Source organism: Streptomyces sp. NPDC051567 (genome assembly GCF_044454165.1).
GTDB lineage: Bacteria > Actinomycetota > Actinomycetes > Streptomycetales > Streptomycetaceae > Streptomyces.
This window is the reverse complement of record NZ_JBITDK010000017.1, coordinates 88,465-108,100: the sequence shown is the minus strand read 5'-3', so window position 1 is coordinate 108,100 and position 19,636 is coordinate 88,465. Positions and strand designations below refer to the sequence as shown.

Below are 19,636 nucleotides of genomic sequence, written 5' to 3'. Positions count from 1 at the left end.
GGACCGCTCGAAGGATGGGCGGCTGGAGCACGAATCAGGCTCGGCGGTCAAATTTACGAACGAGTTTTTGTCACTTTGCTGCTGGAGCCGGGAAATGTCGTTCCCGTGGCCCGTCTGGTCGAGGCCGTCTGGGACGAGGAACCGCCCGTCACCGCCTCCCATCAGATCCGCAAGGCCGTGGCCGATCTGCGCCGCCGGATTCCCGGCGGCGGCGCGCTCATCGTCACCGACGGGCCCGGCTACCGGGTCCAGGTCGGCGCCGGCCAGCTCGACCTGCACGAGTTCTCCGCGCACGTCCGCGAGGCCCGCACCGCCGCCGCCGGCGGCCGCCCCCAGGAGGCGGCCGGGGAGCTGCGCGCCGCCCTCGCCCTGTGGCGCGGCCCCGTCCTGTCCGGGACGGGCGGCCCGGTGGTGGAGGCCGCCGCCGCCGTGCTGGAGGAACGCCGGCTCGGCGTCGCCGAACAGCTCTTCGCGCTGCGGCTGGCGCTGGGGGAGTCCGGGGAACTCGTCGGCGACCTGCGGACCCTCATCGCCCAGCACCCGCTGCGCGAGACCCTGCGCGGCCACCTGATGCTGGCGCTGTACCGCTCCGGGCGGCAGGCCGAGGCGCTCACCGAGTACGCCAAGGTCCGCGAGCTGCTCGTCGAGGAACTCGGCATCGACCCGAGCACGCAGCTGACCAAGATGTACGAGGACATCCTGCGGGCCTCCCCCGAACTGACCGCCCCGGCCGCCCCGTCGCCCGCGGCCGGTGACGTCCCGGCCGCCCCCGCCGGGGGAACGGCCCTGCCCGCGGGGCTCGTCGCGCCGCCCCGGACCGCCCCCAGCACCCTGCCGCCCAGCCTCCCCGACTTCTCCGGCCGCGAACGCGAGGTCGCCGAGGTCCTCGCCGCCTGCCGCCAGGACGTCCGCGAGGGACCCCGGGTCATCGCCGTCGACGGCATGGGCGGCTGCGGCAAGACCGCCCTGGCCGTCCGCACCGCCCACCAGCTCGCCGGCCAGTACCCCGACGGCCAGCTCTACGTGGACCTGCGCGGTTTCACCCCGGGCGAGGAGCCGCAGCTCCCGTCCGTCACCCTGGGCGGGCTGCTGCGCGTCCTGGGCGTGCCCCCCGAGGTGATCCCCGACGACGAGGCCGGGCTGACCGGGCTCTGGCGGGCCACGCTGACCGGGCGCCGCCTGCTCTTCCTCTTCGACAACGCCTTCGACGCCGGGCAGGTCCTGCCCCTGCTGCCCGCCTCCCCGGAATGCCTGGTGCTGGTCACCAGCCGGGCCCGGCTGGTGGACCTCGACGGCGCCGAGTGGGTCTCGCTCGGGGTGATGCCGCCCGAGGAGAGCCGGGCCATGCTCACCGAGCTGCTCGGTGACGACCGGGTCGCCCGGGAGCCGGACGCCGCCGCCGAACTCGCCGAGCTCTGCGGCCACCTGCCGCTGGCCCTGCGCCTGGCGGTGGCCCGGCTGCGCAACCGGCCCCGCTGGACCGTCCGCTACCTGGTCGACCGGCTGGAGGACGAGACCCGGCGCCTCGACGAGCTGAGCGCGGGCGAACGCAGCGTCGCGGCCACCCTCAGCCTCTCGTACAAGGCGATGGAGGAGGAACTGCGCGCCGCCTTCTGCCTGCTGGGCCTGCACCCGGGCGCGGAGGTCGACGTCTACTCGGCGGCGGCGCTGCTGGAGACCGGGGTCCGCGACGCGGAGGACATGCTGGAGGACCTCCTCGACATGCACCTGCTGGTGCAGAACGAGCCGGGCCTGTACGCCTTCCACGACCTGGTCCGCACGTACGCGCTCTCGCTGGGCGAGGGGACGCAGGGCCCGGAGGGGCAGGCGGCCGACGGCCGCCTGATCGGCTACTACACGGGGGCCACCGAGGCCGCGTGCGCGCTGCTCTTCCCCTCCCGGCGCAGCCTGGACCTGGCGACGGGACCGGTGTACGCGCTGCCGCCGCTGCGGCGGGAGGACCGCGCCCTGGAGTGGTTCGACCGGGAGTCCGCGGGCATCCGCACGCTGCTGGCCCGCGAGGGCAAGGAGGGGCTGCCGCAGCAGGTGTTCGCGCTGGCCCGCAACGCCTCCTTCCACCTCAACCTGCGCGGCCGGTTCGCCGAGTTCGAGGCGGTGTGCCGGGCGGGCCTGGCGGCCTCGCGCAGCATGGACGACATCCAGCTGATCTCCCGGACCCTCAACAACCTGGGGGTCGCCCGCTGGAAGCTCGGCCGTTTCGTGGAGGCCGTGGAGGCGGCGGAGGAGGCCATCGAGGGCGCCCGGCGCACCGGGGACGTGGGCGACGAGTCCATCGGCCTCGGGCTGCTCGGCCTCTCCCACTACGCCCTGGGGAACCTGGCCAGTTCGTACGACTACACGATGCAGGCCGTACGGGCCCTCGAAGGGCAGGCGGGCGCGAAGCTGCCGCAGCAGCGGGCGGAGGACCTGAGCACCGTCAGTACGGTGTGCACCGCGCTCGGCCGCCCGCAGGAGGCGGCGGAGGCGGCGCGCCGCTCGATCGCGGTCTCCCGCCAGTCCCACGCCCTGGACCTGGAGGCGTCCGCCTGGACCGGGCTGGCGCTGGCGCAGCGGGCGATGGGCTCCTTCGCGGAGGCCCGGGAGAGCCTGGGCCAGGCGATGGCGCTGGTCGGTTCGTGCTCGACGGAGACCCTCGTACTGACCCTCGCGGTCTCGGCGGAGATCTGCGACCTGCTGGGCGACACGGAACGGGCGGGCGAGTACGAGGCCCGGGTGCTGGCGCTGGTCACCCCGACCACCTCGCCGCAGCGCCGGTCGCGGGTGGACAACCTGCTGGCGCTGGGGCACGGCCGGCGCGGCCGGGACGAGGAGGCGCTGCGCCTGCACGAGCGGGCCCTGTCGGCGGCCGAGGGCGCGGGGTACCGGGTGGAGATGGCCCACGCGCTGAACGGGATGGCCGCCGCCGCCGAACGGCTCGGGCACCTGGAGGCGGCCGGTCACCGGGAGCGGGCCGAGGCCCTCTTCGAGGCGATGGGGGTGCCGCCGCACGCCCGGCGCACCGTCTGAGGAACGGCGGCCGGCGAGCCGGCCGAGATCACGCGGGGAACCCCGCGCGCCCGGGGCGCGCGGGGTTCTTCCGTCTCCCGGCCCTTCCGGGGCCCCGGGGGACGCCGTCCCCCGGAGCCCGGGCCCCCGGTCCTTCGGGGACGCCGGAACGCCAGTGGGCCCCGTCCGGTCCGGACGGGGCCCACTGGTGTGCGCGACGGGCGGGATCAGACCCCGGTGCCGGGGGCCGGGGTCGGGGAGGGGGTGACCGGAGGGGAGGCCGGGCCCTTGTCCTCGGCGAGGACGACGTACCCGGTGGTGGTGGCGTCGGCCTGCTCGTCCTGCCCGGCGGAGACACCCAGCCCGAGGGCGAGGGCGACCGCGAAGATACCGACCAGACCAGCGAGCTTGGCGCGCATGTGGTTTCCCCTTGTGTGTTCGAATCCCGTGTCGCTTTCGACAAACTGAGATTCCCAAGGGGGATTACCGGACGGTTCCCGCGCCGTTCCCGCCCGATGGGTGGTATCGGGAACGGTGAACGGGAACACGGGAACGCGTCCGGTCATGGATCAGGTATCTGACGGATAACGCTCCAGGAGGGTCGGGGGATTCACGGGAAGGGGCCGGGAATTGCGGATCAGCCGAACGAAAGCCGCAGTTCGGTTTCCAGAAGACCGAGATCCCGTGTATGGCCGTGGGCGGCTATGTGCCCGTCGGGCCGGACGAGGTAGTAGCCGGGTGCCCGGCACCCCGCCTGGGAGGCGGCGTCCTTGCGGCGCAAGGTCACCTGGCGCACCAGCGGCCACCGCGCCACCACGTGCCCCAGCTCCTCCTCCCACTCCCGGCCGCCGCCGGAGACGACGGCCAGGTGCCAGCCGTGCGGGTCCGCCGAGGGCCCGGAGATCCCGTACGCCAGCGCCAGGCGCCGCGGCAGGACCGCGCCGACCTCCAGGCCGCCGGGGAGCGAGCGCCGCACGCGGCAGCCGGTCCAGCCCGAGGGCTCCTGGGACGCGCGGGTCACCGGGTAGGCGAGCCGGCGGCCCGCCATCACGGGGGCGTAGAGCTCCGAGATGATCCCGCTGCGCTCCAGCAGCCGGAACGTCGCGTCCCGCGCCGCCACCGTCACCTTGGACTTGACCACCCAGGCGCGGGTCTGGAGGTCGGTGTCGCGCACGATCTGCCGGGTGACCTCCGCGCGCTCCTCGCCGTAGGAGGAGAGCAGCGAGGACGGGGAGTCGCCCCGGATCACCGCGGCCAGCTTCCAGGCGAGGTTGTGGGCGTCCTGGAGGCCGTTGTTCATGCCCTGGCCGCCGGCCGGGCTGTGGACGTGCGCGGCGTCGCCGGCCAGGAAGACCCGGCCGCGCTGGAACTCACCGGCCCGCCGGGCGTGCACCCGGAACACGGCCTTCCAGACGGCCTCCTTGATGCGGACGCCGCGCGGGCCGCGCTCGTCGATGACGGCCTGCATCATCTCCGCGTCCACGGCGGCTTCGCCCTGCGGCATCACGGACAGGAACCGGAAGATCCCGCCCGGGACGGGCACGATCACCAGCGCGCCGCCCGCCGACTGGTAGAAGTGGCACTCGTCCGGCGGCAGATGGCCCTCGATGCGGGCGTCGATCAGGGCGAAGGCCATCTCGTACGTCGAGCCCTCGAAGCCGATGCCGAGCTGGCCGCGGACCGCGCTGCCCGCGCCGTCGGCGCCGACGAGGAACGGCACGCGGACCCGCTCCACCCCCGAGGGGGTCTCCAGGACGGCGGTGACCCCGTCGGTGGCCTCGATCCGGCCGGAGTAGTCCACGCCGTCCAGGGCCAGGAGCCGCACCCCGCGCTCGATCTTGCCGCCGAGCGCGGTGAACCGTTCGGTGAGCAGCCGTTCGGTGACGTGCTGCGGGAGGGTGCGGCACGCCAGGTCGTCGGAGAACCCGAAGGAGGCCAGCGGGCGCCGCTCGGAGAAGTAGCTCAGGGTGTTGATCCGTACGGACTCCGTCTCGACCGCCCCGTCGAGCCCGCTGTCCGCGAGGATGTCGAGGGCGCGGGGCCAGACGGACAGGGCCTTGGGGGTCAGCACGGGTGCGGTGTTGCGGTCGATCACCCGGACCCGGATGCCGCGCCGCAGCAGTTCGACGGCGGTCAGCAGGCCCGTGGGCCCGGCCCCGACCACCAGGACGTCCAGGTCGGAACCCGTCGCGGCGGGCGCCGCTCCGCTCTCTCTCGTGGGCCGGCTCTCGCCGGCGATCAGGTCAGCCATGGCCTTGGGGACTCTCTCAGTCGGTGCGGACGCCGGTGGTGGTGGAGTTCTCCGGCTCGGCCGGCAGGGTGTCGATGCTGATGCCGAAGTAGGTCTTGTACGCGGCGATGACCTCCGCGTCGTCCGCGAGGACGGTCTTGGTGCGCTGCTCGCCGTCGACGACGTTCAGGTGCCGCCCCTTCAGGGTCACCAGCCCGTTCTCGGTGCGGATGGAACAGAACAGGGCCTGGAGGAAGGAGGAGTCGGGCGCGGTGCGGTACCACCACAGCGAGGGCGCGTAGTCCTCGACGCGGACCGGGGTTTCCACGACCTGGTACAGCGGATGGTCGCCGAGCCACAGGTCCACGGTGCCGGCCCGGCCCTCGACGTCCTTGAGCTGGTACTGGCCGTGCGGGTCGCTCTGGACCTCGCGGCTGGTGAAGTCGAGGGGGAAGCGGCTGTTGCGGCCGAAGCCGGTGTCGACGAGGTACACCTCGGCGCCGATGGTGACCTTCAGGGCGAGGTGGCCGAGGAACGGGCCGAGCCCCGCCGGGCGGTGCACCCGGCCCGGCAGGATCTCCACGTCGTAGCCGAGGGCCTCCAGGACGAAGCCGAGGGCGGTGTTGACCTCGTAGCAGCCGCCGCCGCGGTTCTCCCGGGCGATCTTGTCGACCGCGCGGTGGTCCATGTGGATCTCGGTGTCCTCGAGGTGGTAGTCGAGGTTCTCGAAGGGCACGGAGAGCACGGCTCGGTAGGTCACGTGGCGCAGGCCCGCGGCGTCCGGTGCGGCCGGGCGGGTCGCGCCGATCCGGGCCAGGTAGGCGTCGACCGTGGCGTCGTCGAGCACGGTGGTGGCCAGCATGGGGGGTCTCCTTCAGGGGTGTCGTCCTCGGGTACGGGGGACGGGGACGGGGGACAGGGGGGAGGGAGCGGGGGCGCGGGGCAGGTGTCACCAGCGGACGAGCGAGAGGCCGAGGGCCATGCCGCCGCCGAAACCGGCCAGCAGGACCAGGTCACCGGGGGCCAGCCGGCCGGAGCGGGCCGCGTGGTCGAGGGTGAGGGGGACGGAGGCGGAGCCGGTGTTGCCGAACTCCTCGTACGTCGTCCAGGTGCGGTCCAGGGGAAGTCCCAGTCCGTCGGAGAGCATTTCCAGCATCCGGCCGTTGGCCTGGTGCGGAACGAAATGCGTGATGTCCGCCGTGGTGAGGTTCTGGGCCGCGAGGAATTCATGGATCGCGGGCGGGACATTGTCGGCCACGAAATCGCGCACACCGCGGCCGTTCATCGTGAAGTACTGAAGTCCTTCGGCGAGTGTCGCGGCGGTCGCCGGAATGCGGCTGCCGCCGCCGGGCACCTCGATGAGGTGCCGGTCGGCCGCGTAACTGGCGAGCCGGTTCGCGACGACCCCGCGGTCCGCGCCGGCGGCCGGACCGAGGACGACGGCGCCCGCCCCGTCCCCGAAGAGGATCGTGGTGCGCCGGTCCGCGGGGTTGAGGATGCGCGAGTACACGTCCGCCCCGATGACGAGGGCATGGCCCCCGCCCGCGGCCTCCAGCATGCTCGTGGCCGAGGTCAGGGCGAAGAGGAAGCCCGTGCACACGCCGTTGACGTCGAAGGCCGCGGTGCCGTGGTCGGCGCCCAGCTCGGCGGCGACCACCGCGGCGGTCGGCGGCTGCGGCTGGTCGGGCGTGGAGGTCGCCACCACGATCAGCGACAGCTCCGGGGCGCGGACGCCCGCCGCCTCCAGGGCGGCGCGCCCCGCGATCACCGCGAGATCGGATGTCGCCTCATCGGGTTTCGCCCACCGGCGGTTGCGAATTCCCGTCTTTCCGAATATCCATTCGTGATCGACTCCGGCCGGGGCTCCGACTTCGTCGTTGGAGACGACATGAGCCGGTACGTACGAGCCCGTGCCCAGCACGCCGACCGAAAGAGCATTGCGCGCACCGTGAATTCCCGTCGTGATCATTTGGGCGACTCCTCACTGTGTGGAACTGATGGTTCCGTCCCGGGGAAATGCCGACAACGGCGTCTTCGGGACCTTGTCAGGTAGGACGGGTGGAGCGGGTGGAGCGGGTGGAACAGATCAGGTAGGGCCGAACAGGTAAGGCAGAACAGGCGAGGTAGGCGGGGCGGGATGGGTCGGGTGGGGCGGCCGGGGGGGGGGGGGGGGGGGGGGGGGGGGGGGGGGCGCGGGCGGGGGGGGGGGGGCGCCGCCCCCCCCCCCCCCCCCCCCCCGCGCCCGTGCGTCAGGCGGCGAGCATGCGGGCCGTCAGCGAGGCCAGCAGCTCCCCGGTGATCCGGGGGCCGTTCTGCGTGAGCACCGACTCGGCGTGGAACTGCATCGAGGCGAAGTGCGGGCCGCGCAGCGCGTGCACCTCGCCGGTCTCCGGGTCGCGGCTGATGTCCACGAGCCCGATGCCCGGGACGATGGCCGAGTCCACCGCCGAGCGGGCGGCGAAGGTGTTGTAGAAGCCCACCCGTTCCGCCCGGCCGAAGAAGTCGATCTCCTTCTGCACGCCCTGGTTGGGATGGTCCCGGCGCACCAGGTCGAAACCGAGGGTGGTCGAGAGCACCTGGTGGCTCAGGCACACCGCCAGGAAGGGTCTGCGCTCGTCCAGCAGGGTCCGTACCGCCGTGCGCAGGTGGTCGATCTTGGGGTGGGAGGTGTCGCGCGGGTCCCCGGGGCCGGGGCCCATCACGATCAGGTCGTGGCCGTCGAAGGAGTACGCCTCGTCGAACCGGCGGACCGTCACGTCCAGTCCCAGCGAGGAGAGCTGGCGGGCGATCATCGCCGTGAAGGTGTCCTCCGCGTCCACCACCAGCACCCGCCGCCCGGCCAGCGCCGGGTCCACGGAAGCCGCCCGGTCCTGGTCCTCCGCGAGCCAGTACCCGGCGATCGTCCGGTTCCGTTCCTCCAGTGCCGCGCGGACGTGGGGGTGCGAGGCGAACCGGGCCCGGCTGCCGCGCGACTCCAGCGCCGCGAGCAGCCCGGCCGCCTTGGCCTTGGTCTCGGCCACCTCCGACCAGGGGTCGGAGTGGCGCACCAGGGTGGCGCCGACGCCGATCCGCACCCCGCCGCCGGGGTCGATGTCGGCCGTCCGGATCACGATGGCCGAGTCCAGGGCGTGCCCGCCCCGCTCGTCCCGGCCGATCAGGGCGAGGACGCCGCTGTAGTAGCCGCGGCCCTGCGGCTCGTACGCGGCGATGACGGAGGCGGCGCTCTCCAGCGGGCTCCCGGTCACCGTCGGCGCGAACAGCGTCTCGCGCAGGATCTCCTCCGGCGCCCGCCCGCTGCGGCCCTCGATGAAGTACTCGGTGTGGGCCAGGCGGGCCATCTCCTTGAGGTACGGGCCGTCGACGCGGGTGCCGCCCTCGCAGATCCGGGCCATCATCTTCAGTTCCTCGTCCACCACCATGTACAGCTCGTCGGTCTCCTTGGTGTCGGCGAGGAAGTCCATCACCTCCGGCAGTGAGGGCCCGGCCGCCGGGTAGCGGTAGGTGCCGCTGATCGGGTTCATGACGGCGGTGCCGTCGTCGAGGCTGACGTGCCGTTCGGGGCTGGCGCCGACGAGGGTGCGTTCGCCGGTGTGCACCACGAAGGTCCAGTAGGCGCCCGACTCGCGTTCCAGCAGCCGCCGGAAGAGGGTCAGCGCGTGGCCGGTGGAGTAGGAGCGGATACCGGTGGACCAGGAGCGTTTGATGACGAAGTTGGCGCCCTTGCCCTCACCGATCTCGTCGGTGATGACCCGGCGCACGGTCTCGGCGTACTCCTCGTCGGAGACGTCGAAGCGGCCCTCCTCCAGCTCGATGGGCAGGTCGGGGATGCGCGACAGCGCCTCGACCAGGGAGACGCGCTCCTGGCCGGTGACGGTCATCGCGACCAGCGGGGTGTCCTCGTCCGGTGCCTCGTACCCGCGTTCGGCGATCTGCCGGTACGGGACGATCGCGAGCACCTCGTGCCGGGCGCCGGCCGGGCCCCGGTCCGCCCGGGCGGCGGCGGGACGCAGTCCGGAGAGCAGCTCCGGGGTGCCGGTCTCGCCGACGAGGACGTCCAGGACGCCGGGGCCGGTGGCCTCGGGCCGGTAGAGCAGGGCGAACGGGGGCGGGTTCGGGCCCAGGACGCGGTCCAGCAGCAGGGAGCTCATCCGGCCAGCTCCTTCGCGGTGGTGACGACCGCGCACCGCTTGGCCGCGTAGTCGATGGCCAGCCGGTGCTCCAGTTCGCTGAAGTCGCCGATGGCGTCGGCGACGAGGAAGGTCTGGATGTCGTGGCTGAACGACTCGATGGCCGTGGTCAGCACGCCGACGTGGGCGTAGACGCCGCAGATGACGAGCTGGTCGCGTCCGGCGGCGCGCATCCGCTCCAGCAGGTCGGTCTTGAAGAAGGCGCTGTAGCGCCACTTGGTGCAGACCCAGTCGCCCTCGGCGGGGGCGAGCGCGGGGACCACCTCGCGGTCCTCGGGTCCGGTGCGCATCCCCGGACCCCAGATGTCCGCGAGCAGGCCGCGCTGTTCGGGGGTCATGCCGCCGGGCTGGGCGGTGTAGGCGACCGGGGCGCCCGCGGCGGCGAAATGCTCGCGCAGCAGGGCGGCGTTGGCGGTCAGTTCTTCGCGCAGCGCGTCGGGGAAGGGCGCGAGGAAGTAGCGCTGCATGTCGTGGACGAGCAGGACGGCCCGGTCCGCGTCGAACGACCACTGCGGTACGGACGGGGGGAGATCTCCCGCGGTGGGGAGGGGATAGGGCGCGATGGTCGGTATGCCGGCCATGGTGTTCCTCTCGGATGTGTTTCCTCGAAAGGTCGGTTGGGGTGGACGGTCGGACGGTCGGACGGTCGGACGGGTCGCACGGCGGGCGGGTCACACGCCGAGCGTGGCTCCGCCGTCCACGGTCAGGACGTGCAGGGTGATGTGGGCCGCGCGGTCCGAGAGCAGGAACAGCACGGCTTCGGCGATGTCGGTGGTCCGGGCGAGCTTGCCCAGGGGGATGCCGACCTTGTAGGCCTCGGGGCTGCCCGCGATGGTCCGGGCGGGGCCCTGCTCGTCCTCCCACATGGAGGCGAGCATCGCGGTGTCGGTGGAGCCGGGTGCGACGACGTTGCAGCGGATGTTGTACTTGGCGACTTCCAGGCCGAGCGTCTTGGTGAGCATGGTGGCGGCGGCCTTGGAGGCGCCGTAGGCCCCCATCGCGGTGCGCGGGGTGCCGGAGGCGTTGGAGGCGACGGTGACGATGGCCCCGCGGTTGCGGGGGACCATCCGGTTGACGGCGGCGCGCGAGAGCCGGAAGACGCCGCTGACGTTGACCTCGAAGGTCTGCAGCCAGTCCTCGTCGCTCAGTTCCCGGACCTCGCCCATGCGCAGGATGCCGGCGGTGTTGACGAGGAAGTCCAGCGGCCCGAGTTCGGCCTCCACCCGGTCGACGACGTCCTCCACCTGCGCGGTGCTGGTGACGTCGGCCGGGTAGGCGTGGGCCCGTAGTCCGTCGGCGGCCAGTTTCTCCACCGAGTCCCGCAGTCTCGCGGCGTCCCGGTCGACGGCTGCGACGGTCGCGCCCTCCTCGGCGAGTCGGCGGGCTACGGCCAGGCCGATGCCTCCCGCGGCTCCCGTGACGAGGGCGACCTTGTTGTCCATGTCCCATCTCCCTGCTGGTTCAGGCCCGCCATTGCGACACCACGGCGTACGCCTGGTGGGGGTTGAGGCGGGGATCGCAGAAGCTCGTGTACGTCTCGCCGACGCCGTCGAGGTGACCGCTGTCGGTGGCGCACTCGGTGACCGCGTCCGGGGTGGTCTCCAGGTGCAGCCCGCCGGCGGTGCCGCCGCCGCGGACCACGGCCGCCTGGAAGCCCCGGACCTCGGCGACGACGGTGTCGACGAGACGGGTCTTGAGACCGCCGGGGGCGGTCACGGTGTTGCCGTGCATCGGGTCGGTGATCCAGATGACCGGGTGACCGGCCTGCTGGACGGCGTCCACGAGCGTGGGCAGGCGTTCGGAGACGAGCCCCGCGCCCATGCGGGCGATGAGGGTCAGCCGTCCGGGCTCGCGCCACGGGTCGAGGCGCCGGCACAGCTCGATGAGCTCCTCGGGGTCCATCGAGGGGCCGACCTTGCAGGCCACCGGGTTGACGACGCCGGCCAGGGTGTCGACGTGGGCGCCGTCGAGCTGGCGGGTGCGTTCGCCGATCCAGGGGAAGTGGGTCGAGGTCAGCAGCGGGCTGCCCTCCTCGTCCCAGCGGAGCATGGGCACTTCGTAGTCGAGGAGCAGGGCCTCGTGGCTGGTCCACACGGGCGGGCAGATGCCCGAGCGGCGCGTCGGGTCGGTCCAGCCCAGGTGGGCCATGGCCTCGGCGGCGGATTCGTAGCCGGCCAGGAGCCGGTACGGATCGGGTATGCGTTCGGCGAGGCTGGCCTCGGGGCCGTTGACCATGTGGCCCCGGAAGACCGGGATCTCGGTGCCGCCGACGACCTCGGTCGGGCTGGAGCGGGGTTTGCCGAACTGCCCGGCCAGCCGCCCGATGCGGACCACCGGCTTGTGGGTGATCATCTTGAGCGTGCCGGCGAGCAGGTCGAGGAGGGCGGACTTGCGGGCGATGTAGCCGGCATCGCACTCCGAGGGGTCCTCGGCGCAGTCACCCGCCTGGACGATGTACGCGTGGCCCGCCGCCACGCGGGCCAGGTGGGAACGGAGCCGGCGGACGTCTCCGGCGTTGACCAGGGCCGGGCGCCGGGAGAGCTCCTCCTTGACTTTCGGCAGTTCCGGGTTGTCGGCCCAGTCGGGCTGCTGGAGGGCGGTCTCTTTTCTGACGCTGAGTGAAGGTGTAACCACAGGAAACTCCCAGGAATGGCCAAGCGTGGGTGCACATGGGCGAGGCGAGGTGAGGGGCCGCGGAATTGGATACTGTGGCGACTGGCCAGAAGTAACCATGGATTCTCTGTCACTACGTCAGGTGACAGAATCCTGTGGACCCCGGCCCGTCCCGCATTCCGGGTACGCTGATCTCCGATTTCTTCGATGTCGATCTCCGATTCCGGCCGTACCGGTTCCGGATTCGGTGACGCGTGGCACACCGCCCCACCTGACAGAAACCCGGCGGAGGGTTTCCTGAACCGGCCGCTGCGAACAGAATCCGAACCATGTATGCCGCCTATATCGAAGAACTCGGTCCCGCGGACGTCATCCGCTTCGGTGAGCTCCCCGCGCCCGTGCCGGGGCCGTCGGACGTCCTCGTCGAGGTCGAGGTCGTCTCCGTCAACCACGTCGACACCTTCGTCCGCTCGGGTGCCTGGCGCACCCCGCTGGACTTCCCCTTCGTGATCGGCCGCGACCTCGTGGGGACGGTGCTGGCCGCGGGCCCCGCCGTCGCCCACCGGTTCGCGCCCGGCGCCCGGGTCTGGTGCAACAGCCTGGGCCACGACGGCCGTCAGGGCGCCGCCGCCGAACAGGTCGTGGTCCCCGCCGACCGGCTCTACCCGCTGCCCGAGGGGGTGGACCCGGTGGACCTGGTCGCCCTCGCCCACCCGGCCGTCACCGCCTACCTCGCCCTCTTCGACCAGGGCGGGATCACCGCCGGTGACACCGTGCTGGTGGCCGGCGCGGCCGGCAACGTCGGCAGTGCCCTGGTCACCCTGGCCGCGCACGCCGGGGCGCGCGTCATCGCGACCGCCTCCCCGCGCGACTTCGGTTACGTACGGGAACGGGGCGCGGCCGAGGTCGTCGACTACCACGACCCCGACGTGCCGGGCCGCGTCCGCGCGCTGGCCCCGGACGGGATCGACATCCACGTCGACACCTCGGCCCGCAACGACCTGGAGGCGGCGGTCCCGCTGCTCGCGAGCCGTGGCCGGATCGTGGTCCTCTCCGGGCTGGGCACCCGCCCCGTCCTGCCCGTCGGGCCGCTCTACCTCAAGGACTGTTCGGTCCGCGGCTTCGCGATCTCGCACGCCACCGCGGGCCGGCTCGCCGACGCCGCCGCGCACGTCAACAAGTTGACGGCCGCGGGCCTGCTGCGCCCGCGCGCCACCGAGGTGCTCCCGCTGGCGGAGGCCGCCCGCGCGCACCAGCTGCTGGACGAGGGCAAGGTGACGGGAAAGCTCGTCCTGCGCGCCAGGGGCTGAGAGGGCTCCGGGGTGAATCCGGACCTGTGCGGCCCGGTGGAGGGTGGTACTCCGGAAAAGGATTCCGGATAGCGGACGGACCGTACGGAGAATAAAGGATCAGCGGCGTCGCGGCCCCAGGGCCGCGGTGCCGCCCAGTCATGCCCGGAACGGGCCGGGCATTCCCCGGCCAAAAGACCTGATGGACCCGGAAGAAGGCCGTTGATCGCCGAAAGTGTGAGCGACAGTATTTCGGCCATGACGAACTCCATCATCGACTCGACCCCGCTTTTCGAGGTCCGCGCCGGAATTCCCGTCGCGGCCACCGCACAGGAAATCTACGACGTCGTCAGCGACCTGGCCCGCAGTGGCGAATGGAGCCCGGAGTGCCAGGGCGGCGAGTGGATTTCCGGTGAACCCTCCGGCGTCGGCTCCGTCTTCCGCGGCGAGAACCTCCGCGCCGAGGACGTCGTCGGCTGGGCCCCCCTGGTCCGCGGCACCTGGTACACCGAGGCCCGCGTCACGGCCGCCGAGCCCGGCCGCACCTTCCGCTGGATGATGCTGACCCACGCCCAGGAGGACCAGGAGTCCGTCTGGGGCTTCGACATCGAGCCGGCCGCGCAGGGCGAGGGCTCGGTCCTGGTCCACCACTTCCGGATGGGCAAGGCCACCGCCGGCATCCACAAGATCGTCGCCGACCTCGACGAGGTCCAGCGCAAGCAGTTCATCACGGACTGGACCGAGAAGCTCGAAAGTGACCTCGACGCCACCCTCGCCCGCATCCGCGACGTCGTCGAAGGCGGCTGAGCCCGCCGGTCCCGCGTCGCCGCCCGCGTCGCCGCTGGCCCTCCGCCCGCCCTCCGCCCATCCTTCCGGCCGCCGGCACCGGCCGTCCCCCGGTGCCGGCCCACTCCCCGTACGCCACCGAAGACACATTGAGAGAACGAGGCCATGCTTCTCCAGCGCATAGGAAACAAGGGCATCCGGCTCGGTACGCTCTTCGACCGAGCGGCCGACCGGACCCCCGCCGGTCTCGTGGTCATGGATCACGACCTGGACATCGCCCCGCAGCTCGGGCGCCGCGCCACCTTCACCGAACTCGCGGACCTGGTCGCCGACTTCGCCTCCCGGCTCTGGTCGGTCGGCGTACGGCCCAACCACCACGTCGTCGTGCACAAGTCCGACGGCTTCGACATCTCCCTGCTGGCCTGCGCCATCGCCCGGATCGGCGCCGTCCCGGCCCTGCTGTCCCCGAAGCTGGACGGCGAGACCGTCGCGGTCCTGGTCCGCCGCATCGACCAGCCCTTCCTGATCACCGACCAGGACAAGCTCGACCACCACCTGCCCGCCGAGATCTTCGACATCACGGCCAAGGTGCTCCTCACCTCGGGCTCCGTCGACGGGGCGGTCGAGCTGGCCTCCCTCGCCGGGGTGGACCGCGTCCCGGCCATCCCGATGCCGCCGGACCACCCGACCCTGATCACCCACACCTCCGGCACCACCGGCACCCCGAAGCTCGCCGTCCACACCGGCCACACCTTCGAGTCCCGCTACCGCCCGCAGGCCACCGTCTTCTCGGTCGTCAACAAGCGCGAACCCGTCGCCGTCCACGTCTCGTTCGTGCACTCCCGGCTCTTCACGGCCATGCCGATCTCGATCCTCCAGGGCCACACCCTGATCGTCCTCAAGGAGGACGACCCGGAGGCCGTCGCCGACATCTTCGCCCAGGTCCCGCCCGGGTTCATCGAGGCCCACCCCAACACCTTCCTGCGCTGGGAGGCCCTGGCCAAGGACCCGCGCGGCCCGCTCGCGAACGTCAAGTACTTCAGCTCGACCTTCGACGCGATCCACCCGCGCACCGTCTCGATCCTGCTCAACGCGACGAAGCGGAGCAACCCGCTCTTCGCCCAGGCCTACGGGCAGAGCGAGGTCGGCCCCATCGCGGCCCGCACCTACACCCGCAAGGGCGGCGCCGACTTCGACGGCCGCTGCGTGGGATCACCGTTCCCCGGCATGACCGGGGTGCGCGTCGTCAGCCGGGACGGCAACCCCGTCTCCAAGGAGAACCCCGGCTTCATCGAGATCAAGTCGGACGGCCGCATCATCACCTACCTCGCCGAGCACGAGCGCTGGGAGAAGCAGGTCCACGACGGCTGGTGGCGGATGGGCGACCTCGGCTACCGCACCCGGTGGGGCTGCCTGCACCTGCTCGACCGCGAGGTCGACGAGATCCCCGGCCTCGGCTCCACCCTGGAGATCGAGGACAAGCTCTTCACCCGGCTGCACGAGCTGATCGAGGTCATCATCATCCCCGGCGCCGACGGCGTCCCCGTCCCGGTGGTGTGCACCCGCGACGACGAGCCGCTCGACCTGATCGCCTGGAAGTCCGCGGTCATCGGCCTGCCGCACCTCGCCGACCCGGTCCAGTGGCGGCTCCAGGACGTCCCGCAGACCTCCACCACCAAGATCAAGCGCCTCGAACTGGCCCAGCTGGTCGCGGCCGGCTCCACCGCCCCCGCCGCCGCCCCCGCCGCCGAATAACTCCGGCAACTCCGGCCCCGGCGCCCGCCGGCACCCCTCGCACCGCCAGCACAGCACCGCACCACCCGCTCCGCCGTACGTGAGCACCGCCGCACCGACGTCCGGCCGGCCGACCCGGCCCGACGTGTCCCACCGCCGCACTGGCCCGGCCTCGCCGCCGCACCCGCTCGGCGTCCGGCCGTTCACCCCACAGCAACGGAGAAATCGCATGAGCAGCTCATCCGTCGAGATCTGCGTCGTCGGAGCCGGTCCCCGCGGCCTGTCCGTCGTCGAGCGCCTGACCGCCAACGAGCGTCAGAAGCCCTCCCACGACGCGCTCGCCATCCACGTCGTCGACCCGTCCGCCCCCGGCGCCGGCCGGGTCTGGCGCTCCGGCCAGTCCCGCCACCTGCTGATGAACACCGTCGCCTGCCAGATCACCGTCTACACGGACGAGAGCTGCACGATCGACGGCCCCATCGAGCCCGGCCCGAGCCTGTACGAGTGGGCCAAGTCCCTCTCCGTCCTCGGCCAGTTCGGCGACTACGACGCGGGCACCCTCGCCGAGGCCGCCGCCATGGGCCCGGACACCTACCCCACCCGCGCCTTCTACGGCAGCTACCTCGGCGAGTGCTTCCAGCGCGTCATCGTCGGCGCCCCCAAGCACGTCACCGTCCACGTCCACGGCTCCCGCGCCGTCGCCGTCGCCGACACCCAGGGCATACCCGGTGGCCCGCAGGGCGTCCGGCTGGAGGACGGCACCCGCCTCAACAACCTCGACGCGATCATCCTGGCCCAGGGCCACGTCCCGGCCCGCCTGACCCCGCGCGAGGCCCGTACCGCCTCCCTGGCCCGCATCCACTACCTGACCTACCTGACGCCGGGCAACCCCGCCGACGCCGACCTCGCGCAGATCAAGCCCGGCCAGTCGGTGCTCCTGCGCGGCCTGGGCCTGAACTTCTTCGACTACATGTCGCTCTTCAGCCACGGCCGCGGCGGCACCTTCGTCCGCGACGAGGACGGCAGACTCTCCTACCAGCCCTCCGGCCAGGAGCCCCGCCTCTACGCCTTCTCCCGGCGCGGCATCCCGTACCACGCCCGCGGCGACAACGAGAAGGGCGCGTACGGCCGTTACTACCCCAAGCTGCTGACCCCGGCCTACGTCGAGGGCCTGCGCAAGCGCTCCGCGGAGGGTGGGACGGTCACCTTCAACGGCGACCTGTGGCCCTTCATCTCCCGTGAGGTCGAGAGCGTCTACTACGGCGCCCTGCTCGCCGCCTCCGGACGGCCGGAGGAGCGCGAGGCCTTCACCGAGCGCTACCTCGACCTCGGAGAGGCGTCCGACCGCGTCGAACTCCTCGCCGAGTACGACCTCCCCGAGGAGCAGCACTGGAGCTGGGAGCGGCTCTCCGTCCCCTACGGCGACACCGAGTTCGCCGACCGCGACGCCTTCCAGGCATGGCTGGTCGGCTACCTCGCCGCCGATGTCGTCGCCGCCCGCCAGGGCAACGTCAGCGGCCCCGTCAAGGCGGCCCTGGACGTCCTGCGCGACCTGCGCAACGAGGTCCGCCTCGCCGTCGACCACGGCGGACTCGACGGCGACTCGCACCGCGACGACCTCGAAGGCTGGTACACCCCGCTCAACGGCTTCCTCTCCATCGGCCCGCCGGCCGGCCGCATCGAGGAGATGATCGCCCTGATCGAGGCGGGCATCCTCACCCTCACCGGCCCCCACACCCAGGTCCGCATCGACACCGGCTCCCAGACCTACCTGGCCGAGTCCACCTCGGTGCCCGGCGCGCTGATCAAGGCACAGGTCCTCATCGAGGCCCGGCTCCCCGAGCCCGACCTGCGCCGCACCGCCGACCCGCTGCTCCAGCACCTGCTCGACACCGACCAGGCCAAGCCGTACGTCATCACGGGCGGCCAGGGCGGCTACCAGACCGGCGGCCTCGCCGTCACCGAGCGCCCCTACCGGCTCATCGACGCCCGGGGCACCGCCCACCCGCGCCGCTTCGCCTACGGCGTGCCCACCGAGTCCGTCCACTGGGTCACCGCCGCCGGCATCCGGCCCGGCGTGGACTCCGTGACCCTCGGCGACTCGGACGCCATCGCCCGCGCCGTGCTGGCCCTGCCGCCCGTCGCGAACGTCCCGGCCGGCATCCGCCCGGTCACCAGCGAGGCCGCCGGCGACACGCTCCCCGGCGTGATCGTATGACCGAGGGCGACCTCCTCGTGGACGCCGGCCTGCTCTCCCCCGTGCGGGCCGGCACCCCGGCCGAGGCGGCCGTCGGCGACCGGGCGTGGCTCCAGGCCATGCTCGACGCCGAGGCCGCCCTGGCCCGGGCCCAGGCAGGGCTGGGCACCCTGCCGCGGTCCGCCGCGGACACCATCACCGAGGCCGCCCGCGCGGACCACTTCGACCTGCGGGCCCTCGCGCTCGCCGCGCGGGAGACCGCCAACCCGGTCGTCGGCCTGGTCCAGGCGCTCACGGCACTGGTCCGCGAGCGGGACCCGCAGGCCGCGCACTACGTCCACCGGGGCTCCACCAGCCAGGACATCTTCGACACCGGCGCGATGCTGGTGGCCGCCAGGACCCTGCGCCTGGTCCGCGCCGATCTGGCGCGGACCGCGCGGGCCCTGGCGGGCCTGGCCCGCACCCACCGCGACACCCTGATGCCGGGCCGCACCCTGGCCCTGCACGCCGTCCCCACCACCTTCGGGCTCAAGGCGGCGGGCTGGCACCGGCTCGTCCTCGACGCCGAAGCCCGCCTCGCCCGGGTCGAGACCGAGGGCCTGCCGGTCTCGATCGGCGGGGCCGCCGGAACCCTCGCCGGATACCTGGAGTACGCCGCCGTCGACCGCCCCGAGGTCGCCGCCGACACCGCGTCCCCCTACCTGGACCGGCTCGTGGACGCCTTCGCCGCCGAGACCGGACTCGCCCGTCCCGTCCTGCCCTGGCACGCGCTGCGCACCCCGATCGCCGACCTCGCCGCCGCGCTGGCCTTCACCGCCGGAGCCCTCGGCAAGATCGCGGTCGACGTGCAGTCGCTGACCCGCACCGAGGTCGGCGAGGTCACCGAGCCCGCCGCCGCCGGACGCGGCAGCTCCTCCGCCATGCCGCACAAGCGCAACCCGGTCCTCGCCACCCTGATCCGCTCCGCCGCCCTCCAGGTCCCGGTCCTCGCCGCCGGGCTCACCCAGTGCCTGGTCACCGAGGACGAGCGGTCCGCGGGCGTCTGGCACGCCGAGTGGCAGCTCCTGCGCGAGGCCCTGCGGCTGACCGGCGGCGCCGCCCACACCGCCGTGGAACTCGCCGAGGGGCTGGAGGTCCGGGCCGGCCGGATGCGCGAGAACACCGGCCTGACCGGCGGCCAGATCGTCTCCGAGCGGATCGCCGCCCGCCTCGCCCCGGTCCTGGGCAAGGCCGCCGCGAAGCAGCTGCTCACCGAGGCGTCCTCGCGCGCCGCCGCGAGCGGGCAGCCGCTGGGCTCCGTCCTGGCCCAGATGTCCGGCTCCGGGCACGGGCTCGGCCCCGAGTACCTCGCCCGGCTCTGCGACCCGGCCGGCTACACGGGCGGAGCCGGCGCCCTGGTCGACCGCGCCCTGTCCGCCGCCGCTCTGCCGGACGACACCCCGGCCTCGTTATCCGGGGCCGGGGCCGGGTCGGACACCCCGGCCTCGTCAGCCGCGGCCTCGTCAGCCGGGGCCGGCACCACGGCCCCGGCGTCCGGCACACCGTCACCGTCACCCTCACCCCTCCACCCCCACCCCGCCTGACCGACAGCCAA

General features: G+C 73.0%; 14 protein-coding genes. 6 read left to right on the top strand and 8 right to left on the bottom strand.

All coding sequences use genetic code 11. From position 1 onward, the window contains the following. Positions 1 to 105 precede the first annotated feature (105 nt). A complete protein-coding gene (locus ACIA5F_RS19885; RefSeq protein ID WP_399354690.1) occupies positions 106 to 3,027 on the top strand; it encodes an AfsR/SARP family transcriptional regulator in 2,922 nt (973 codons plus the stop codon). 206 nt (positions 3,028 to 3,233) lie between these two features. On the opposite strand, the gene ACIA5F_RS19880 is transcribed toward ACIA5F_RS19885, so the two are convergent. From ACIA5F_RS19880 to ACIA5F_RS19845, 8 genes are all read right to left on the bottom strand, one after another. Beyond that, entirely contained in the window at positions 3,234 to 3,425 is a 192-nt protein-coding gene (locus tag ACIA5F_RS19880; RefSeq protein WP_399354687.1) for a hypothetical protein, read from the bottom strand. Between the two features lie 218 nt (positions 3,426 to 3,643). Then, positions 3,644 to 5,257: an FAD-dependent monooxygenase gene (locus ACIA5F_RS19875; protein ID WP_399354685.1), complete on the bottom strand. Its 1,614-nt coding sequence runs from the start codon at positions 5,255 to 5,257 to the stop codon at positions 3,644 to 3,646. A 16-nt stretch (positions 5,258 to 5,273) separates the two neighbouring features. Continuing rightward, on the bottom strand, positions 5,274 to 6,098 hold the full coding sequence (locus ACIA5F_RS19870; protein ID WP_399354683.1) for an arylamine N-acetyltransferase: 825 nt from the start codon (positions 6,096 to 6,098) through the stop codon (positions 5,274 to 5,276). 87 nt (positions 6,099 to 6,185) lie between these two features. Then, complete coding sequence (locus tag ACIA5F_RS19865; protein ID WP_399354681.1) at positions 6,186 to 7,205, bottom strand: 3-oxoacyl-ACP synthase III family protein; 1,020 nt, start codon at positions 7,203 to 7,205, stop codon at positions 6,186 to 6,188. Between the two features lie 280 nt (positions 7,206 to 7,485). Beyond that, positions 7,486 to 9,384, bottom strand: coding sequence for an anthranilate synthase family protein (locus ACIA5F_RS19860; protein WP_399354679.1), 1,899 nt, complete (start codon positions 9,382 to 9,384; stop codon positions 7,486 to 7,488). Continuing rightward, the gene (locus ACIA5F_RS19855; RefSeq protein ID WP_399354677.1) at positions 9,381 to 10,004 is read right to left on the bottom strand and encodes an isochorismatase family protein; all 624 of its coding nucleotides are present in this window, start codon (positions 10,002 to 10,004) and stop codon (positions 9,381 to 9,383) included. The genes ACIA5F_RS19860 and ACIA5F_RS19855 overlap by 4 nt, the downstream gene beginning before the upstream one ends. A gap of 90 nt (positions 10,005 to 10,094) precedes the next feature. Next, positions 10,095 to 10,865: a 2,3-dihydro-2,3-dihydroxybenzoate dehydrogenase gene (locus ACIA5F_RS19850; protein WP_399354675.1), complete on the bottom strand. Its 771-nt coding sequence runs from the start codon at positions 10,863 to 10,865 to the stop codon at positions 10,095 to 10,097. 19 nt (positions 10,866 to 10,884) lie between these two features. Further along, the gene (locus ACIA5F_RS19845; protein WP_399354673.1) at positions 10,885 to 12,057 is read right to left on the bottom strand and encodes a 3-deoxy-7-phosphoheptulonate synthase; all 1,173 of its coding nucleotides are present in this window, start codon (positions 12,055 to 12,057) and stop codon (positions 10,885 to 10,887) included. 308 nt (positions 12,058 to 12,365) lie between these two features. Between ACIA5F_RS19845 and ACIA5F_RS19840 the strand changes: the two genes are divergently transcribed. From ACIA5F_RS19840 to pcaB, 5 genes are all read left to right on the top strand, one after another. Next, complete coding sequence (locus tag ACIA5F_RS19840; protein WP_399354671.1) at positions 12,366 to 13,346, top strand: NADPH:quinone reductase; 981 nt, start codon at positions 12,366 to 12,368, stop codon at positions 13,344 to 13,346. A 237-nt stretch (positions 13,347 to 13,583) separates the two neighbouring features. Then, the gene (locus ACIA5F_RS19835) at positions 13,584 to 14,132 is read left to right on the top strand and encodes an SRPBCC family protein (protein ID WP_399354670.1); all 549 of its coding nucleotides are present in this window, start codon (positions 13,584 to 13,586) and stop codon (positions 14,130 to 14,132) included. Between the two features lie 144 nt (positions 14,133 to 14,276). Further along, a complete protein-coding gene (locus ACIA5F_RS19830) occupies positions 14,277 to 15,866 on the top strand; it encodes a class I adenylate-forming enzyme family protein (RefSeq protein ID WP_399354668.1) in 1,590 nt (529 codons plus the stop codon). A 208-nt stretch (positions 15,867 to 16,074) separates the two neighbouring features. Next, positions 16,075 to 18,063, top strand: coding sequence for an FAD/NAD(P)-binding protein (locus tag ACIA5F_RS19825; RefSeq protein WP_399354666.1), 1,989 nt, complete (start codon positions 16,075 to 16,077; stop codon positions 18,061 to 18,063). Beyond that, positions 18,060 to 19,625, top strand: a complete 1,566-nt coding sequence (gene pcaB / locus ACIA5F_RS19820) for a 3-carboxy-cis,cis-muconate cycloisomerase (RefSeq protein WP_399354664.1) — start codon at positions 18,060 to 18,062, stop codon at positions 19,623 to 19,625. Before ACIA5F_RS19825 ends, pcaB begins: the two co-directional genes overlap by 4 nt. Positions 19,626 to 19,636: the final 11 nt, after the last annotated feature.

Coding starts and splice junctions, on each gene's coding strand:
- ACIA5F_RS19840 (WP_399354671.1), top strand. CDS start 12,366: ATGTATGCCGCCTATATCGAAGAACTCGGTCCCGCGGACGTCATCCGC.
- ACIA5F_RS19860 (WP_399354679.1), bottom strand. CDS start 9,384: ATGAGCTCCCTGCTGCTGGACCGCGTCCTGGGCCCGAACCCGCCCCCG.
- ACIA5F_RS19875 (WP_399354685.1), bottom strand. CDS start 5,257: ATGGCTGACCTGATCGCCGGCGAGAGCCGGCCCACGAGAGAGAGCGGA.
- ACIA5F_RS19880 (WP_399354687.1), bottom strand. CDS start 3,425: ATGCGCGCCAAGCTCGCTGGTCTGGTCGGTATCTTCGCGGTCGCCCTC.
- ACIA5F_RS19855 (WP_399354677.1), bottom strand. CDS start 10,004: ATGGCCGGCATACCGACCATCGCGCCCTATCCCCTCCCCACCGCGGGA.
- ACIA5F_RS19865 (WP_399354681.1), bottom strand. CDS start 7,205: ATGATCACGACGGGAATTCACGGTGCGCGCAATGCTCTTTCGGTCGGC.
- pcaB (WP_399354664.1), top strand. CDS start 18,060: ATGACCGAGGGCGACCTCCTCGTGGACGCCGGCCTGCTCTCCCCCGTG.
- ACIA5F_RS19850 (WP_399354675.1), bottom strand. CDS start 10,865: ATGGACAACAAGGTCGCCCTCGTCACGGGAGCCGCGGGAGGCATCGGC.
- ACIA5F_RS19825 (WP_399354666.1), top strand. CDS start 16,075: ATGAGCAGCTCATCCGTCGAGATCTGCGTCGTCGGAGCCGGTCCCCGC.
- ACIA5F_RS19835 (WP_399354670.1), top strand. CDS start 13,584: ATGACGAACTCCATCATCGACTCGACCCCGCTTTTCGAGGTCCGCGCC.
- ACIA5F_RS19830 (WP_399354668.1), top strand. CDS start 14,277: ATGCTTCTCCAGCGCATAGGAAACAAGGGCATCCGGCTCGGTACGCTC.
- ACIA5F_RS19870 (WP_399354683.1), bottom strand. CDS start 6,098: ATGCTGGCCACCACCGTGCTCGACGACGCCACGGTCGACGCCTACCTG.